16 protein-coding genes are annotated in these 16,196 nt (G+C 61.5%); 5 read left to right on the forward strand and 11 right to left on the reverse strand.

Annotation, left to right across the window (positions count from 1 at the left end; translation table 11 throughout):
• Positions 1–448 precede the first annotated feature (448 nt).
• Both JHW38_RS14275 and JHW38_RS14280 read left to right on the forward strand, forming a co-directional pair.
• Positions 449–994 (forward strand): hypothetical protein, encoded by a 546-nt coding sequence (locus JHW38_RS14275; protein ID WP_207522008.1) that lies wholly within the window; start codon positions 449–451, stop codon positions 992–994.
• Entirely contained in the window at positions 991–2,109 is a 1,119-nt protein-coding gene (locus JHW38_RS14280) for an XVIPCD domain-containing protein (protein WP_207522009.1), read from the forward strand. Before JHW38_RS14275 ends, JHW38_RS14280 begins: the two co-directional genes overlap by 4 nt.
• 302 nt (positions 2,110–2,411) lie before the next feature.
• On the opposite strand, the gene JHW38_RS14285 is transcribed toward JHW38_RS14280, so the two are convergent.
• Both JHW38_RS14285 and JHW38_RS14290 read right to left on the reverse strand, forming a co-directional pair.
• The gene (locus JHW38_RS14285) at positions 2,412–3,224 is read right to left on the reverse strand and encodes an endonuclease (RefSeq protein WP_207522011.1); all 813 of its coding nucleotides are present in this window, start codon (positions 3,222–3,224) and stop codon (positions 2,412–2,414) included.
• The gene (locus JHW38_RS14290; protein ID WP_207522016.1) at positions 3,221–3,676 is read right to left on the reverse strand and encodes a very short patch repair endonuclease; all 456 of its coding nucleotides are present in this window, start codon (positions 3,674–3,676) and stop codon (positions 3,221–3,223) included. The genes JHW38_RS14285 and JHW38_RS14290 overlap by 4 nt, the downstream gene beginning before the upstream one ends.
• Before the next feature lie 133 nt (positions 3,677–3,809).
• Here JHW38_RS14290 and JHW38_RS14295 point away from each other — a divergent pair, with 133 nt between their 5' ends.
• The gene (locus JHW38_RS14295; protein ID WP_207522018.1) at positions 3,810–5,126 is read left to right on the forward strand and encodes a DNA cytosine methyltransferase; all 1,317 of its coding nucleotides are present in this window, start codon (positions 3,810–3,812) and stop codon (positions 5,124–5,126) included.
• Positions 5,127–5,160: 34 nt separating this feature from the next.
• Here JHW38_RS14295 and JHW38_RS14300 read toward each other — a convergent pair whose 3' ends face one another.
• From JHW38_RS14300 to JHW38_RS14335, 8 genes are all read right to left on the reverse strand, one after another.
• Positions 5,161–5,448 (reverse strand): hypothetical protein, encoded by a 288-nt coding sequence (locus tag JHW38_RS14300; protein ID WP_207522020.1) that lies wholly within the window; start codon positions 5,446–5,448, stop codon positions 5,161–5,163.
• Between the two features lie 733 nt (positions 5,449–6,181).
• Positions 6,182–6,340 carry a hypothetical protein gene (locus JHW38_RS14305; protein WP_207522022.1) on the reverse strand — a complete coding sequence of 53 codons (159 nt, stop codon included), beginning with the start codon at positions 6,338–6,340 and terminating at the stop codon, positions 6,182–6,184.
• A 77-nt stretch (positions 6,341–6,417) separates the two neighbouring features.
• A complete protein-coding gene (locus tag JHW38_RS14310) occupies positions 6,418–6,765 on the reverse strand; it encodes a helix-turn-helix transcriptional regulator (RefSeq protein WP_074861577.1) in 348 nt (115 codons plus the stop codon).
• 65 nt (positions 6,766–6,830) lie between these two features.
• Entirely contained in the window at positions 6,831–7,466 is a 636-nt protein-coding gene (locus JHW38_RS14315; protein WP_207522024.1) for a hypothetical protein, read from the reverse strand.
• Positions 7,466–8,650, reverse strand: a complete 1,185-nt coding sequence (locus JHW38_RS14320; RefSeq protein WP_207522026.1) for an AAA family ATPase — start codon at positions 8,648–8,650, stop codon at positions 7,466–7,468. Before JHW38_RS14320 ends, JHW38_RS14315 begins: the two co-directional genes overlap by 1 nt.
• Positions 8,651–8,702: 52 nt before the next feature.
• The gene (locus tag JHW38_RS14325; protein WP_207522027.1) at positions 8,703–9,854 is read right to left on the reverse strand and encodes a DUF3800 domain-containing protein; all 1,152 of its coding nucleotides are present in this window, start codon (positions 9,852–9,854) and stop codon (positions 8,703–8,705) included.
• A 225-nt stretch (positions 9,855–10,079) separates the two neighbouring features.
• Positions 10,080–12,785 (reverse strand): pyruvate dehydrogenase (acetyl-transferring), homodimeric type, encoded by a 2,706-nt coding sequence (aceE, locus tag JHW38_RS14330; RefSeq protein WP_207522028.1) that lies wholly within the window; start codon positions 12,783–12,785, stop codon positions 10,080–10,082.
• Between the two features lie 308 nt (positions 12,786–13,093).
• A complete protein-coding gene (locus tag JHW38_RS14335) occupies positions 13,094–13,780 on the reverse strand; it encodes a hypothetical protein (RefSeq protein WP_207522029.1) in 687 nt (228 codons plus the stop codon).
• Positions 13,781–13,976: 196 nt separating this feature from the next.
• Between JHW38_RS14335 and JHW38_RS14340 the strand changes: the two genes are divergently transcribed.
• Positions 13,977–14,603 (forward strand): REP-associated tyrosine transposase, encoded by a 627-nt coding sequence (locus JHW38_RS14340; protein ID WP_207522030.1) that lies wholly within the window; start codon positions 13,977–13,979, stop codon positions 14,601–14,603.
• Between the two features lie 11 nt (positions 14,604–14,614).
• Here the strand turns inward: JHW38_RS14340 and JHW38_RS14345 are convergent, their stop codons facing one another.
• Positions 14,615–15,523, reverse strand: coding sequence for a LysR family transcriptional regulator (locus JHW38_RS14345; protein ID WP_242690942.1), 909 nt, complete (start codon positions 15,521–15,523; stop codon positions 14,615–14,617).
• A gap of 50 nt (positions 15,524–15,573) precedes the next feature.
• On the opposite strand from JHW38_RS14345, the gene JHW38_RS14350 reads away from it, so the two are divergent.
• A complete protein-coding gene (locus JHW38_RS14350; protein WP_207522031.1) occupies positions 15,574–16,068 on the forward strand; it encodes a lipocalin-like domain-containing protein in 495 nt (164 codons plus the stop codon).
• The last annotated feature ends 128 nt before the right edge of the window (positions 16,069–16,196 follow it).

Raw genomic sequence — 16,196 nt, forward strand, 5'->3', positions numbered from 1 at the left:
GGCTGGGAAAATCGACGGAAAGCTGCGCGCCGCCTGGCCATCGTCGCGAGAGGACGATGGAGCGGGCTGTCTTCGGGGGTGGAGCGAGAGAGCAGGCGTAAGAGCCTGCGGCGCCGTTGCGGCGCGATGAGATGGCGCAGATCATACGGTGCTTCGGGCTGGAATCAAGCCCTGTCGCGGGTGGCCACGTTCGAATGGTCCTGGTTGCGGGGCTCGACTTCGCCTCCCTTTACGCGCTGACGCACTTTCCGAACACACTGCACCGGAGCGACGGCCGGCACGAGGTCTTAGGTAAGCGGCGTGCGCTTGGCTGCCACGGATTCGGTGCCCATATCCAACTCAACGCTGTTACCGCTCCGCATACGCCGTGGGCATAAGCACCACTGCCCATAATCGGAGCTATGATCGTTGCGTAATTCGGCCGCGGACTCACATAGGATCTGAATACATGAGGTCAACGACCGGCACCGGCCGCACCGAGTCCGAGGCTCCGCAGATCACGAGCCAAAGGAAGACCGCAACCTGGAGTATCGCCTCCCTGCTCGTCCTCTCGTCCGCGTTCGGCTGCGCGTCCACCGCCAAGACCAAATCGGAAGCGGATCGGGCCCCTACGATCGAGCGATTGCTGACCGCGCCGCTTACCGGAATCGAAGGCAGAAACAGCATTCGATCCGCGATGATGAAGCTGTACAACATTGCGAGCGCAGACTCAAAACGCATCGACAACCAGCCCAAGACGCTGCAAGACCGGCACGTGCTTTCGATGTTCTGGCTGGAGCCCGCCCCCGCCGACTTCATGTCGATGGCGGTAGCGGCTGAGCCATGCTTCCCAACCGCACGCGCGCTTCAGCTCACTCAAGCCAAGCCGCACTCCAAAGAGCGGGCGCCCGGCGCACAGACTTACGACGCGATCCAAAACGGAGTGATGGTGAGCTTCAGCACCACGCCCGACGAAAAGTGCGTTTCCTACATCCATATCGAGCCAGACCGATGAGCCAAACGGAAAAGGATTTCCTCGAAACCAACCGCAGCTTCCAGGCCATGCCGGAGCACATTCGCGGCTGGATACTCGATTCGCCCAACGCGACAGCCGACTTCGCCGCCTTCTTCGAGAAGGGCGGCACGATCCAGACCGACCCCAGCCAGTCCAAGCCGCTCTATCGTCCCAGCTTGCCGCCGGCGATCGTAGTGAACGAGAGCGAATGGACTGCCTTGCGCCAGTACGGCACGAACCCGTGGCCGCAGCGCCATATGTTCGGAATGCTGGCCCATGAAATCGGGCACGACAAAGACAACACCACCCGCCCCTTCCCGGCTGGCGGCTCCCGCGATGAGTACGTGCAGTACCGAAGCGAGATCGAAGCCACCGCTATCTTCAATGCGTTCCCGATCTTCAAAGATTTGAAGGACACGCCGGAGTTTTCGAAAGAAGCGCCCTTCGATTCCATCGGGTATCTGCATGGTATCGAGCTGGCCAAGCTGTACCGCGAATGGAACGCCGGCGAGTTGAACGACAAGCAGGTCGTCTCAGCCATCGCCAGTAAGGTAGCCGATACGCGATACACCCTCGGCGGATCGTTGACCGATCAGGACGGCAACGGGGTGCTGACCCATCGCGACGCCTACCTGCGAGACTTCGAACGCGTGCTGCGGCCTAAGATCGATGCGCAGCCATCCGCGCCAAGAAACGACGGTGAACCGAAGCAGCCGCAACGCAACGATCACGGCAGTGCGAATCCCGAAGACGCGCTTTGGCGTAACACGCGCGAGAAGACGCAGGAAGCATTCGCCCAGCATGGGCTGAAGCCCAGCGACCCAGCGCTGGATTGCATCGCAGGCTGCCTGTCCGCCCAAGCCGCGCGCGACGGCCTGGGCCGGATCGATCATGTGCTGTTGAGCCAGCACGCCAACGGCGAAATCGGCCGGAACGTCATCGCCGTAGAGGGCCGCCTGGACGACCCGGCCCAGAGACGCTCGCACGTCGAGACGCAAATCGCGTCGTCGGTTCCGCTGAGCGATTCGCTGCGTGCGATGGAGGCAATCATCGCCTCCGTGGATCAATCCCTGACGCACCCCATGCCTACACCCGATCGGCCAGTAACCCGCTAGCCCCCGCCTCCGGCAAGGCTAAGACTTCCCGGCCGGTTCGCCCGCCCTACCCGCCAGCGCCAGCCGGGCCTTGAGGACGGCCGCGGCCTTGCTGTTCGGACTTGGACAGCAGCCCAGGGTCAGGATGACCTCGGCCAGCACGTTTATGTCGGCGTAGGGGAAAGCGAGCAGGACGCCCAGCGACTGCGCGATGCGGCGCGCGGTGGCCAGATCGGCGTCGTGGACGCCCTTTTCGTAGCGGTCGATGCGGACCGCGGCTGTTTGCAGATACGGCTAGGGCAAGCCTGACTAACCACCGACGATCACCAGTCCTTCCTTCTGCTCCTGTACAGATCCAAATCCGCACCGGTAATGCTGGATGCAGGAACCAGTTCGTAGTGCTCCTCCGAAACCACGCGAATCTCGTCGTCCTGCATTCCCAGCTCGAACATCGCGATCTTGCTGCTGGTGATGAACTGCGCGGATACCGGCCTACAGCGCAACTTCGGGAATTTTTCTTTGCAGCAAGCCATATCCTGCTCGGTCTGCTGAATGCCGTGCTTGTCCTTGCCGCCCTTGGCCTGCACAGGAACCACGTAGTGGCAACCGTGCCGATCAAGGCCGACATAAAGCTCGTCGATTTCGATCTGCCCGATGTCTTTTACCGTAGTGCGCAGGTGGTTCTGCAAGGAAGATGCGGTGATGCCCAGAAAGATGTCGATCAAACGGTTGTAGCGGACTTTCGCAAGCAACGCCTGCTCGTCGCCCAACGCGTAGGCGCCGATGATTTCGGGCGTAGCGTCGGGAATTTTCACCACCATCCGGTTCTCGCTGGGCGCGATGGACAGGGGTCTCACCAAGCGGAACTCGTACTTGGAGCGTCCGGCCCCCGCGATGATCCACTCGAGCCCGTCCGGAGCCGTGTCGGCAATGGAAGCGGGCAGCGCCACCCGATACTTGAACGAATAGACCGCATCCCCGAGGTTCAGGGGAACTTCGATGCCTTTTTCTTCCGCGATTTTGATGAACTCATCGCGGACGAACGGAACGATTTTTGCGCCGACTTCGTAACGCTGCCGGAAGATCTCCGCGACGATCTCGGCGTACCTGTTCGGCTTCTTCTCTTTTTTGCTCATGGCATCTTCCGTAGCCCTTCTCTTTTCGGCTCTGCGGACGGCGAACCAGGGCCGCCCAGAGCGCGATTCAGTTTTTCGGCCAGCTTGACCGGATTTCTAAGCTCGCATTCCCAAACTACGACGACCTGCCATCCCAAGGCCTTCAACGCGCGCCGCTTCCGAGCGTCGCGTCGGCGGTTCCCTTCGATCTTCTCCACCCAATAGTCCTGGCGGGTCTTGGGCATCTTGCTGCGCTTGCACGCATGCCCGTGCCAAAAGCAACCGTGAACGAAGACGACCGTCGACCGTCCAGGCAGCGCGATGTCGGGCGTTCCCGGCAGGTCGCGACGATGCAGACGGAACCGATACCCCAAGCGGTGCAGCAAAGACCGAACCGCGATCTCGGGCTTGGTGTTCGAGCCGCGAATCCGCGACATCAACCAGCTTCTGCGTTCGGGAGTCAACCTGTCCACGGCCCGCTCCTCGCAATCGCAGGATCTGAGACGCCGAAGGCGATCATACCCGGTCGTCGCGAACGAGGTTTCCTACCTCTCGAATCGGCTAAATCCGATCGCTTTCGCGGGACCGAGCACCTATACTCTCCTCATGACAAGACCCATTGGAATCGACCTCTTCGCCGGAGCCGGCGGCCTCAGCCTCGGCTTCGAGCAGGCCGGCTTCGACGTGGTGGCCGCAGTCGAGATCGACCCGGTCCACGCGGCCGCCCACAAATACAACTTCCCGGACTGCGCGGTGATCCCGCGCTCCGTGACCGAACTGACCGGCAAAGCCATCCGCGCTGCCGCCGGAATCGGCAAACAGAAGGTCGACGTGGTCTTCGGCGGGGCGCCCTGCCAGGGCTTCTCGATGATCGGCCAGCGCGCCTTGGACGACCCCCGCAATTCGCTGGTGAAGGACTTCGTCCGCATCGTGCGCGAGCTGGACTCGGACTATTTCGTGTTCGAGAACGTGAAGGGGCTTACCGTCGGCAAGCACCGCAAGTTCCTCGACGAGATCATTCAGGAATTCGGCGCCGCCGGTTACGGCGTGGTCGAACAGTGGAAGGTGCTGAACGCCTGCGAGTACGGCGTCCCCCAGGATCGCCAGCGCCTGTTCCTGCTGGGCGCGAAGAAAGGCCTCAAGCTCCCCGAGTACCCTGCCAAGAAGACCGCGAAGCCCGGTTACGACAGCGAGCTCCCCAGCTCGCCGACCTGCCAGGACGCTCTGAGCGACCTGCCCGATGCCGAGCGCTACGCGGCCTTGACCCACGGCGACGAAGTGCGGGTCAAGAAGTTCGGCCGCCCCAGCGAGTACGCCAAGCTGCTGCGGTGCGAAACCCCGCAAGGCTGGGGCTACGGCTACAAGCGCAGCTGGGAGCCCGACCTGCTCACCTCCAGCGCCCGCTCGGAGCACACCGAGATTTCGCGCTCGCGCTTCGCCGCCACCGAACCCGGCGACGTCGAGCCGATATCGCGCTTCTTCAAGCTTCCGCCCGACGGCGTCTCCAACACCTTGCGGGCCGGCACCGATTCGGCCCGTGGCGCGTTCACCAGCCCGCGGCCGATCCATTACAAGTGGAACCGCTGCATCACGGTCCGGGAAATGGCCCGTTTGCACGGCTTCCCCGACTGGTTCCGATTCAACGTCACCAAGTGGCACGGCGCCCGCCAGATCGGCAATTCCGTCCCGCCGCCGCTGGCGCGGGCCGTAGCCGGCCAGGTGATCGAGGCGATGGGCGCCAAGCCCAAGCGACCGACCAAGACGATCAAACTGGAAACGCCGGCCCTGCTGAAGGTCAGCATTTCCGAGGCGGCCGAGTACTGGGGCATTCCGAATCCGATCAGCCAACGCGACCGGAAAAGCGGGGCGAAGAAGCGCAGACAGCGGGACATCGACCCGGCGCAGAACGCCATACCGCTCTGAAGCCCATAGAAAAGGCGGCCTAGGCCGCCTTTTTCTATGATCCGTCGAAGCCGCTCAAGCTTCGGCACGCTCTAGGACTCTGGATCGTCCCCGCTCCGAACTCGTGCGGCTTCGGCGCTTCGTACGCGTGCGAGGCAATCAGGCCGATGGCCTTCACCCCACCGTCGGCGAACGAGAACACCACATCGCCGGGCGCCACCTCCCGCATGTACTCATAGAAGGGGTTGCGGTGGCCGTTGCTCTTGCGTTTCGGCGACCACAGGTACCCGCCGGGCACTTCGTGCCCGTACGTCTGTTTCTGATTGACCCACCAGTAGCGCATCAGCAAATGATGCCCAATAAAGGCACACAGGAGAATCGTCTGCTGTTGATGGGTGGGAGGATCCGCGTCGGGCGTTGATTTCTCTAGCTGTTGCGAGACGGAACGGCCTGGGAGTGACTTCAATGCAGCAAAAAGCTTTATCGACGTCCCTCTAAGCTGCTTCGGAAGCCGTGAGAGCTCCATCGATAGAGCTTTTTTGTACTCGCGTGAGCAAATTTTGTCCTTGCGTCGAGCAAATAGGGACTCGCACCGAGAAATTTGGGGCTCGCATGAAGCAAATCCGGACTCGCGCGAGGAAATTTCGGACTCGCGTGAAGAAAATTTGCTCGCGCATGAGCAAATTTCGGACTCGCGTGAAGCAAATTCGGACTCGCGTGAGCAAATTTCGGGCTAGCGAGCGCTTATTCGGGTCGCTCGAGTCTTCGGGCGGCTTTCCGGGACGCTGATCCGCCCCTCGCGAGATCGACAGCGAGGTGGCCGCTGTGCACTCACGAGTTAGGGGTCGGCCCCAACGCTCGTCCGGTCCGGGGCCAGCCAGCGCGAACGGCCCTTGAGCCATTGGCTAAAGCCCGCTCGCAACAATCACAGAGGACGAAAGGAGCGAACCGGGCAGACGACAGCCCAACCCAGCGCAGGCGGCGGCTCAGGCCCGAGCGAGCAACACCAGGTTGGCGTCGTGCAGCAGCCCCTCAGCGTCGTAATGAAACAGCCCGACCGCATCGACCGAGATCATTCAGCTGTGGGCCAGATAGTCCCACTCCGCGGCGACATAACCGGGCAGCGCGGTCTGCTCGGCGATCATGACCACGACGGTCCCCTGCCCCTCGTCGCCCCAGCGGACGCGGTCGCCCAGCCGAACCGGCGGGCCCGCGTGATAGTGCAGTGGCGTCATCGCCGGCTCCGTCTCAGGGCAATCGGCGGAGTCTACGCGCGAGGCACGATCGCATCGCCGCGAACGCGCGACGGGCCCTAATCGCCCGCCCCGCCCGCCTGCGCCAGCCGGGCCTTGAGGTCGGCCACGGCCTTGCGCTGCTCGGACTTGGACAGCAGACCCAGGGTCAGGATGGCCTCGGCCAGCACGTCGGTGTCGGCGTAGAGGAAGGCGAGCGGGACGCCCAGCGACTGCGCGATGCGGCGCGCGGTGGCCAGATCGGCGTCGTGGACGCCCTTTTCGTAGCGGTTGATGCGGACCGCGGCCGTTTCTTGCGGCAAACCCACAGACATGCCCAGCTCCTTCTGAGTGAGCCCGGCATCTTCCCTGGCTGCTTTCAGCCGCTGCGCAAAGATGGAGCGGGCGTCTACTTCGGTCTGGGCCATGCGCAAAGGATGGCTTCAAACCTTAGGAGCGTAAATTACGTTAAACGTAACTACATGTCTAGTCATCAACTAATGAGCGGCTTCGACGTCCCCAGCAGTTCCTGCACTTTGCCTACCCAGCCTCCCTCGTCTCTAACGTCCAGGCCTTGAGCTTTATCAAGAGAATCGACTTCCAGCTCATAAAGCCTAAAGAAATTATAAGTTTTGTGCCCCTTAGGCGAATCTTTATAAACAGAATATTTGACCAGAGCCCCGTCATTCACCGCAAGATGGAGCCTTTCTAAATGCTCAGAGTAGCGATCCAAATTTGGGTGAATGATCTCATAGGTGCCAGATTCCTCAACGGCGTGTATGACATCTTCCGCTGAAAGACCCCACACAAAATCCCACCTAGCTCGCTTGACCTTCATATTGCATCTCTTACACGAGGCACTGAGATTTACGTTTAGGAAGACGAAGCCCTTGAAAGTACACTGAGGCAGAATATGCTCCACATCAATGACCATAGAAAACTCGCCATGCAAAGATCGCCTGCAATAACAACAAGCATTAGCCTGTAGTTTAAGATTAAACTCCTTAACCCTCCTCTTAATGTCGCCGAGATTCTCGCTATTCCAGTTCACGACCCCGTTGCCATCGGTAACTCCAGCTATAACTGCCTGGTCCGCCTCTGTCAAAATAAAATCAGAATAGTGTGGCATTATTTATGATCGCCGCCCGCAATTTTTTCTGCCATTTCCTCTACAGCGGCAATTACCTCCACCTGCTTCTGATCCGGCATACCGTCACGCAGCTCATCCAGCCTAGACTTTACCGAGGATAGATTTGCTGGATCGCTATCTACTAGATTTAAAAGATCGGCGAGAAGTCTGCTTAGGTAGTGATTTTCTGGCGCCACCGTCCTAAAAGCCTCTACTAAAATCCCTTCCACACTGTTTGGCGCATTTATTCTATTTCGATCGACGTCGCTTGAAATAATAATCGTGCGGATATTAACGCCTTCAAGATCACCCCCATCAAGCTCAGATATAACTAAAGGAGAGTGAGTAGCAATAAAAATATTAGCTTGCCTATACTTCAGAACCTCCAATAAAATTCCCAGATATTCTCGCTGCCACCTCGGGTGAAGGCTGTTTTCAGGTTCGTCAATGATTACGCATGCACCTTGCTCGATGGTCGTTGCTATGAACGCCATAGTCGCGATCAAACTCAACTCCCCGGAGCTGGCTTCTGAAAGAGAAATTGGCAACCGGCCCTTCATGAGATGGAGCTTGACGCCGGATATGATCTTCATCCTCTTTAACAGCAGTTCCCAGCGAAGTACTTTAGGCAGCACTTCTCTATAGGAATACCTCAAGTGAACACTATCGAAATCAAACCAAAATATTTGATCAGAGATATCACCGCGCAGTAATACTTCGCAGACTGAAAGGACCTCTTTTTTATCGACATCGGTCAATTCATCTAACACACTCATTTCTGCTCTTGTTCGACGCTTCCCTGTCGTCACCTTAATTTGCACACCAACATCCGGCTGATAGCCGCAGTGCTGAAGCACGCGCGACACGCGCTTCAAAGATATTTCATCCCCGCTAACGCCATTTGATATAGCGTTCTTTAGCGCCTTTTCCGGCACCGTAGAACCTTTGCGGGCAAGAAGCCTCTTCATAGAGCTTCCATGCTTCTTGAATCGATCATACGGTGTATTAGCGACAACGATTGTTGCGCCCCCTTTTTTAACCGAGTCAATGGCGATTTCAGAAAGAAGGCGACTTTTACCGGCCCCGTTCTCTCCTAGAAAGACTGTGAGCCCCCCAGCCTTACGCAACCACGTACGACGAGAAGCTTCGCGATAGCTCACAATCACCATAGGACTGCTGCTCATCAGTACGCTCCAAGCAGAAGGCAGACCCAATCAATATCGCAGTGAAAGCGCATCATCGCAAAGCCTCGACAAGTTTCTTCAAAGCCGAAAGCCCGGGCTCTTCAAGAACGTTTACTTTCCCCATCGTCGCCTCTCGAACATTTCGACTTGCCCGTTCCACCCTAGAAACCATAGGGGGCAAGATCGTATTCGCGAATTGAGCGTAGTCACGTATATCTTCGTAGCAAGAGGGAATCTTGTAGCCCTTTGAGCAACTGGCTATCACCACATCTGAATCCCTCAACTTCGCTACGACAGACGACCTGAATTTGTGCTCACTAATGGGCGAGCCTAAGCATCGACTTATTTCTCGCCTTAAGGCTCCAGTCGAAATATATTCACTCTCCCCTCCCCAAGCGTGGGCGGATAAGAGCGTCTGCAAAAAAACTAAGCGAGCCTCGTTATCCACATCGTAGGGCTGCTGGGAGTTCATCGCGATGTAACTTTCTACAGCGGAAACGCAGAAACGCCTGATCAGTTCATCAGACCCGCCATTATCGTAGACATTAGCTATCAAGGGCTCCGTCCCTTCAGGCCACATTGTCAAAGAGACTCGTTCCTTCAGAGAACTTCTCAACTCATCGCAGCGAGGCGAAACTTTCTTTACGTCGTATATCCTAGCCAAGCTTCCAGCATAAATATCCGCCACCTGCAATAGAACGTCGCCTTTGCTATCCGAGAAAGAAAAATCAGCCCGTCCAAACAAATCGACAGGAAACCTTTTCTCTAGATAGGCACCGAACTCCCTTTGAAACCCCGCCCCCCCATGCTTGTCCAGCACGACATTCAAATTAGAGGTATACCTGAATATTCGCTCATACATTTTCCGAGCGAAGAATTTTAGAAATGTTTTCTTGAACTTAAGCCCCGAAGCCTTACTGGCCTGCGCCTTATTTGCGCAAAAAGCGATAACGAAAAATTCCATTTTCGAAAGCCTGTTCAACAACGCCAGCCGGCGGCCATCATTTGGCCCGATTGAGCTCGACTTCATTTCACCAGCCTGAAAAAAATCTAACCTGCATTTCTCGGCAAGATCTTTCGCAGCATCCAACTGCTCACTCAAGAGGCATACGGCACATATTATGTAAACGCCAGAAACCCCATCCTTATTCACTTCCAGGCTAGGATCACCGTATTCGTCTACAAAAATATTGAGTGAATTCATTGGCAGCTCCGCGCTCCCTGCAGGTAGAGGCTACGCACGAATATACAACCGGATACGAGCACTGACGCAACGCAGCGGCCATTCGAACCGCATGCGGAATAGGATTGGTAATACCCACGCCTCAGATGAATAAAAAACGCTAAACGAACGTTGCCTCGGCCATGACCTCAACTACAAAAACAAAAAAGGCGGCCATTTGGCCGCCTTTTCGTGAACCCCAGGACTTCAAACCCCCAACGGATTCGGCTTCTCCACATCAATCTTGTACTGCTTGATAGCCCTCGCCACATCCTTCCCGGTCATCTTCCCTTCCGCCGCCAGCGCCGCAATGGCCGCATGGGCGATGTAGTACCGATCGACCTCGAAGTGACGCCGCAGGTTCGCGCGCGTATCCGACCGCCCGAACCCATCCGTACCCAGCACGGTGTAGCGCATCGGCACGTAAGCGCGCACCTGCTCCGGATACACGCGGATGTAGTCGGTCGCGGCGATCGCCGGCCCCTGACGCCCTTCCAGCAGCTCGGTGATGTACGGCTTGCGCGGGGTCTTCGCTTCCGGGTTGAAGCGGTTGAAGCGCTCGCAGTCGGTCGCGTCGCGCGCGAGTTCGTTGAAGCTCGGGCAGGACCAGATGTCGGCGGTGACGCCGAAGTCCTTGTCCAGCAACTCGGCCGCGGCGATGGCTTCGCGCAGGATCGTGCCGCTGCCCATCAGCTGCACGCGCAGTTCGCCCTTCTTCGGCTTGCCGGCGTCCTTCAGCAGGTACATGCCCTTGATGATGCCGTCGGCGGCGCCTTCGGGCATGTCCGGGTGCGGGTAATTTTCGTTCATCAGGGTGAGGTACCAGTACTCATCCTGCTGTTCGGTCAGCATGCGCTGCATGCCGTGCTGGAACAGGGTCACGACTTCGTAGCTGAAGGTGGGGTCGTAGCTGCGGCAGTTCGGGATCAGGCCGGCCTGGACCATGCTGTGGCCGTCTTCGTGCTGCAGGCCTTCGCCGTTCAAGGTGGTGCGGCCGGCGGTGGCGCCGAGCAGGAAGCCGCGCGCGCGCATGTCGGCGGCCTGCCAGGCGCTGTCGCCGATGCGCTGGAAGCCGAACATCGAGTAATAGATGTACAGCGGCAGCATCTGCAGGTCGTTGGTGCTGTAGCTGGTGGCGGCGGCGAGCCAGGACGCGAACGCGCCGGCTTCGGTGATGCCTTCTTCCAGCACCTGGCCGGTGGTGTCTTCGCGGTAGTACATCAGCTGGTCGCGGTCGACCGGCTTGTATTTCTGGCCGTGCGGGGCGTAGATGCCGAGCTGGCGGAACAGGCCTTCCATGCCGAAGGTGCGGGCTTCGTCGGCGACGATGGGCACCAGGCGCGGGCCGACCTGCTTGTCGCGCAGCGCGATGTTCAGCGCCTGCACGAACGACATGGTGGTGCTGATCTCGCGCTCGCCGGTGCTCTTGAGCAGGCGGTCGTAGGTTTCGAGCTTCGGCACGTCGAGCGAGGTGCTGGCCTTGCGGCGGCGCTGCGGCAGGTAGCCGCCCAGCGCCTTGCGGCGCTCGTGCATGTATTCGATCTCCGGCGACTTGTCGCCGGGGTGGAAGAACGGCACGGCGCCGTCTTTGAGCTGTTCGTCGCTGACCGGGATGTTGAAGCGGTCGCGGAACAGGCGGACGGCTTCGTCGTCCATCTTCTTGGTGCCGTGGGTCGGGTTCAGCGATTCGCCCGATGCGCCCATGCCGTAGCCCTTGACCGTCTTGGCCAGGATCACGGTCGGCATGCCCTTGGTGTTCACGGCTTCGTGGTACGCGGCGTAGACCTTGTGCGGGTCGTGGCCGCCGCGGTTGAGGCGCCAGATGTCCTCGTCGGACAGGTTGGCCACCAGCGCGGCGGTTTCCGGGTACTTGCCGAAGAAGTTGTCGCGGGTGTACTTGCCGCCGAAGGCCTTGCAGTTCTGGTATTCGCCGTCGACAGTTTCCATCATCAGCTGGCGCAGCTTGCCGGTGGTGTCGCGCGCCAGGAGCGGATCCCAGTAGCTGCCCCACACGGTCTTGATGACGTTCCAGCCGGCGCCGCGGAACTGGCCTTCCAGTTCCTGGATGATCTTGCCGTTGCCGCGCACCGGGCCGTCGAGGCGCTGCAGGTTGCAGTTGATGACGAAGATGAGGTTGTCGAGGCCTTCGCGGCCGGCGACCGAGATCGCGCCGAGCGATTCGGGTTCGTCCGTCTCGCCGTCGCCGAGGAAGGCCCACACCTTGCGGTCGGACTTCGGCATCAGGCCGCGGCCTTCGAGGTATTTCCAGTTGCGCGCCTGGTAGATCGCGCTGATCGGGCCCAGGCCCATCGACACGGTCGGGATCTGCCAGTAATCCGGCATCAGCCACGGGTGCGGGTACGAGCTGACGCCGCGACCGTCGACTTCCATGCGGAAGTTGTCGATCTGCGATTCGCTGATGCGGCCTTCGAGGAACGAGCGCGCGTAGATGCCCGGCGAGCTGTGGCCCTGGATGCCGATGAGGTCGCCCGGGTGGTCGGCCGAGGGGGCGCGCCAGAAGTGGTTGAAGCCGACGTCGTACAGCGTGGCCGCGGACGCGAAGCTGGCGATGTGGCCGCCGAGGTCGCCGGGCTTGCGGTTGGCGCGCACGACCATCGCCATCGCGTTCCAGCGGATCAGCGAGCGGATGCGCCATTCCATCGCGGCGTCGCCGGGGCTCTTGGCCTCCAGGTGCGGCGGGATGGTGTTGATGTATTCGGTGGTCGGCTGGAACGGCAGGTGGGCGCCGGCGCGGCGGGTCACTTCGACCATGCCCTCCAGCAGCTGGTGGGCGCGTTCGGCGCCGTCGCGGGCGATGACCGCCTGGACGGATTCGACCCATTCCTGGGTCTCGGTCGGGTCGGGGTCGTTCTGCAGCAGGTCGTGCAGGGAGCTGGCAAGCGGCTGGTTCATCGATCTCGCGGCCCCTGTGGCCGCGCCTCGTGTTTGTGGGGGCGGATTAGAGCGTCGAGTCTAACAAACGGGGGCGACGGATCGGCTTGCTTTAGGTGGTCGGAGGGGTGGGATAGTCCGTTTTGGCTAGGGGGTTCAGCGTGGCCGGCGAGGCTTGCTGCGTGGATACGCAGGCGTGTGGTCGTGGGCGCGATGGGCGCGACGACTCGGGGCGCGTGGCGTCGCTTCGGGCGCATGGCCTCGCCGGGGCGGGCTGTGCCCGCGTGGGCGCCGGGCTGTGCGGATCGTGGCTTGGGCGCCGCGGCCGGTCAGGCCGGGGTCTGGGCCAGCGACTTCTGCGCGAGGTCGAGGCTGGCGTGGGCGATCAGCGCCGGCGACGGATCGGGGGCGTCGCGGCGGCGCAGGGATTCGAGGCCGTCCATCACCACGCCGATGTTGGCGAACAGGCCCTTGAACGACCACCAGCCGAGCAGGCCGCTGACGATCAGCGCGGACCGCAGTTCCTTTTCGTAGCAGCCGCGGCAGCAGCACAGGTCGTAGCGGTCTTCGACCGAGAGGATCACCACCGAGACCATGCGGCGGATGCTGCGCACTTCGACCACTTCGCCCTGACGCTGGCAGCGCGGGCAGCGGCCGTTGCGCAGTTGTCTGGCGTGTTCGGCGATCGTTTCGGGGGCGAAATCCAGGGCGATCACCGCCAGCGCCGACTGGGTGCGGCAACGGTGGCTGCAGAATTTCTGGCCCTGGGCGGGCACCGCGCCGTGCAGGGTGGCGCCGCAGTAATCGCAGTTGCGCGTCACGCCGCTACCTTGCAGGTGCGCGCGGATCACTTCCTTGGTTTTCTCGCGCGCGGCGTCGCCGGTGTATCCGCGCTCGGCGAGGATTTCTTTGGTGGCTTCCATCGCCTCGTCCGTCAGCGGACGCGAGGCGTTGAGAATCAGCTCTTCCGTGTCCATCGCGCGGAAGCGCTGTTTGAATTCGTCCTTGGTGTACATCTGCGTACCTGTTGTCGCGCCCCTGGGTGGAGTTTATCGGGGTGCAGGGAACAGCGACAGCGGCGGAGGGGTTGCGCGGCGTGGGCAGCGGCGGCGCAGCATGCGGCTGGCGCTACGCTTTTGGCTGGGTTAGTCCGACCCGGGAGGCGGGCGTTTTCCGATTCATCGGCACGGCACGGCGCGCGATGGTGCGCTCATGGACGAATCGATGGCTCTCGCGCCGGTTCGCGGCCATGCGGCCTTACGTCGCGGCCGGGTCTCGGAGGCGCAACGGATTTATCTGCTGACCTTCGTGACGCAGGGGTGTGCTGCGTGGTTCGCGAACGGACCGTTGGCCGAGGCCGCGTTGGCGGCGTTGCTGGATCGGCGCTCGTGGCAGCAGTCGACGTTGCTGGCTTGGGTGCTGATGCCGGATCACTGGCATGGCGTGGTCGAACTCGGGGCCGGTGAATCGCTGCCGGCGTTGGTGCGGCAGCTCAAATGCGCGAGCTCACGGAGAGTGCGGGCGGCGATGGGAGCGACGGTGCCTTGGGCGGTGTGGGCGTCGGCGTATCACGATCGGGCGTTGCGGAAGGATGAGGGGTTGGTGGCGATGGCGCGATACGTGGTGATGAATCCGGTGCGGGCCGGGTTGGTGGAGCGGGTGCAGGAGTATCCGTATTGGGATGCCGTCTGGGCGCAGCGGAAGGTGGCGGTCCCGGCGGAAGGTTGCGCGGTCGCGACTCGCGTCGCTCCTACAAGGGCTACGGAGCCATCTGGGCTACCTGTAGGAGCGGCGCAAGCCGCGACCACGCCACCGCAACCACCGCCGGAACCCACTTGAAACCAACGCACTCACCCCACTCCACCCCGCAACGCCACCGCAATCGTCCGCAACGCTGCCCGATCGCGCTTGTCCGTCGAACTGACGTACTGCACAACATCGAACTCCGGCAACGCCGGCAACCCCAGCCGCGGGCCGATATCGGCCGTCCCCGAAGGCATCACCCGACGCGGCAGCAGCGCCACGCCGAGGCCGGCCGTTACCGCAGCGCCGAGCACAGCCGCGCCTTGGCCGATGAAGGTTTCGGTCCAGGCGATGCCGGCGTCGTCGAGCGCGCGCACGGCGGCGGCGCGGATGCCGCAGGGTTCGCCCTGGGTGGCCAATCGCAGCGGTTCGCCGGGCCGGTGTTCCAGCGCGGCCGCGGCGACCCACCCGAACGGTTCGGCGTAGAGCCGGCGCGCATTGCGGCGCGGGTCTTGCGGCTGCAGGACGATGGCGGCGTCGAGTTGGCCGTCGTCGAAGGCCTTGATCGCTTCGCGCGAGGTCTGCACGTGCAGTTCCACCACCAACGCCGGGTCCTGGCCGCGCAGCGTGCGCAGCAACGCGGGCAGTTCGGTGCCGATCAATTGATGGCTGAGCCCTACCACCAATCGCCGCTGCGGCGCCGGCGTCGGGTCGAGCGCGCGCTGGTGCGCGGCGAGCAGCGCGCGGGCGGGTTCGAGGAAGGCCTGACCGTCGGCGGACAGGCGGATCTGGCGCGGCGTGCGCTCGATCAGGCGCCGGTCCAGGCGCTGCTCCAGGCGTTTGAGCAGCAGGCTCACGCCGGATTGGGTGCTGCCGATCGCATCGGCGGCGCGGGTGAAGCTGCGCAGGTCGGCGATCAGGACGAAGGCCTGCACGGCTTTGAGATCGAGCGGTTTCATCCTCGCCAGCCATTGCGATTTGTAATGACTGGAATATAGCGCGATGGCTGTTGGCAATCATGGCTGCGGTCTAGGCTGCGCCGACAGCACACAGCGCGGGAGCGGCGATGAAGCGGACGATGGCGGTTTGGGCGATGGCGATGGCGATCGGGTGCGGGACGTGCGCAGCGACGGAAAAGGCGCCGTCGCTGGCGGGCACCTGGGTGTTGCAGGCGGCCGATACGCTGTACGCCGATGGCCGCCGGGTGCAGGGCTATGGCAAACGGCCGCAGGGGCGTTTGATGGTCGACCGCGACGGGCGCTATTCCTTGCAGATCTACCGCCGAGAGGCGCACGCCTTCGCCAGCGGCGACAAGGCCCGCGGCACGCCGGACGAATACCGCGAGGCGGTGATGCGGATCAGCGCGCATACGGGCCGGGTGCGGCTGGATCCGGCGACTGGGACCATCGTGTTCGAGATCGAGCAGTCGTTGTTCCCGAATTGGGAGGGGCAGCGGCAGGTGCGTCAGTACGAGTTGAAGGGCGATGTGTTGACGTATCAGGTGCCTGCGTCGGCAACCGGCAATGGGACGGTGGCGATTTCGGAGTGGCGCAAGCTTTGAGTCGGGGTTTCGGTCCCGGCGGGAGGTTGCGCGGTCGCGACTTGCGTCGCTCCTACAGGTAGCCCATGTAGGAGCGACGCGAGTCGCGACCGCGACAACAGAACCACGCCGAAACTCACCGCAAGCCG

The sequence above is a fragment of the Lysobacter enzymogenes genome, from assembly GCF_017355525.1.
GTDB classification, from domain to species: Bacteria; Pseudomonadota; Gammaproteobacteria; order Xanthomonadales; family Xanthomonadaceae; genus Lysobacter; species Lysobacter enzymogenes_C.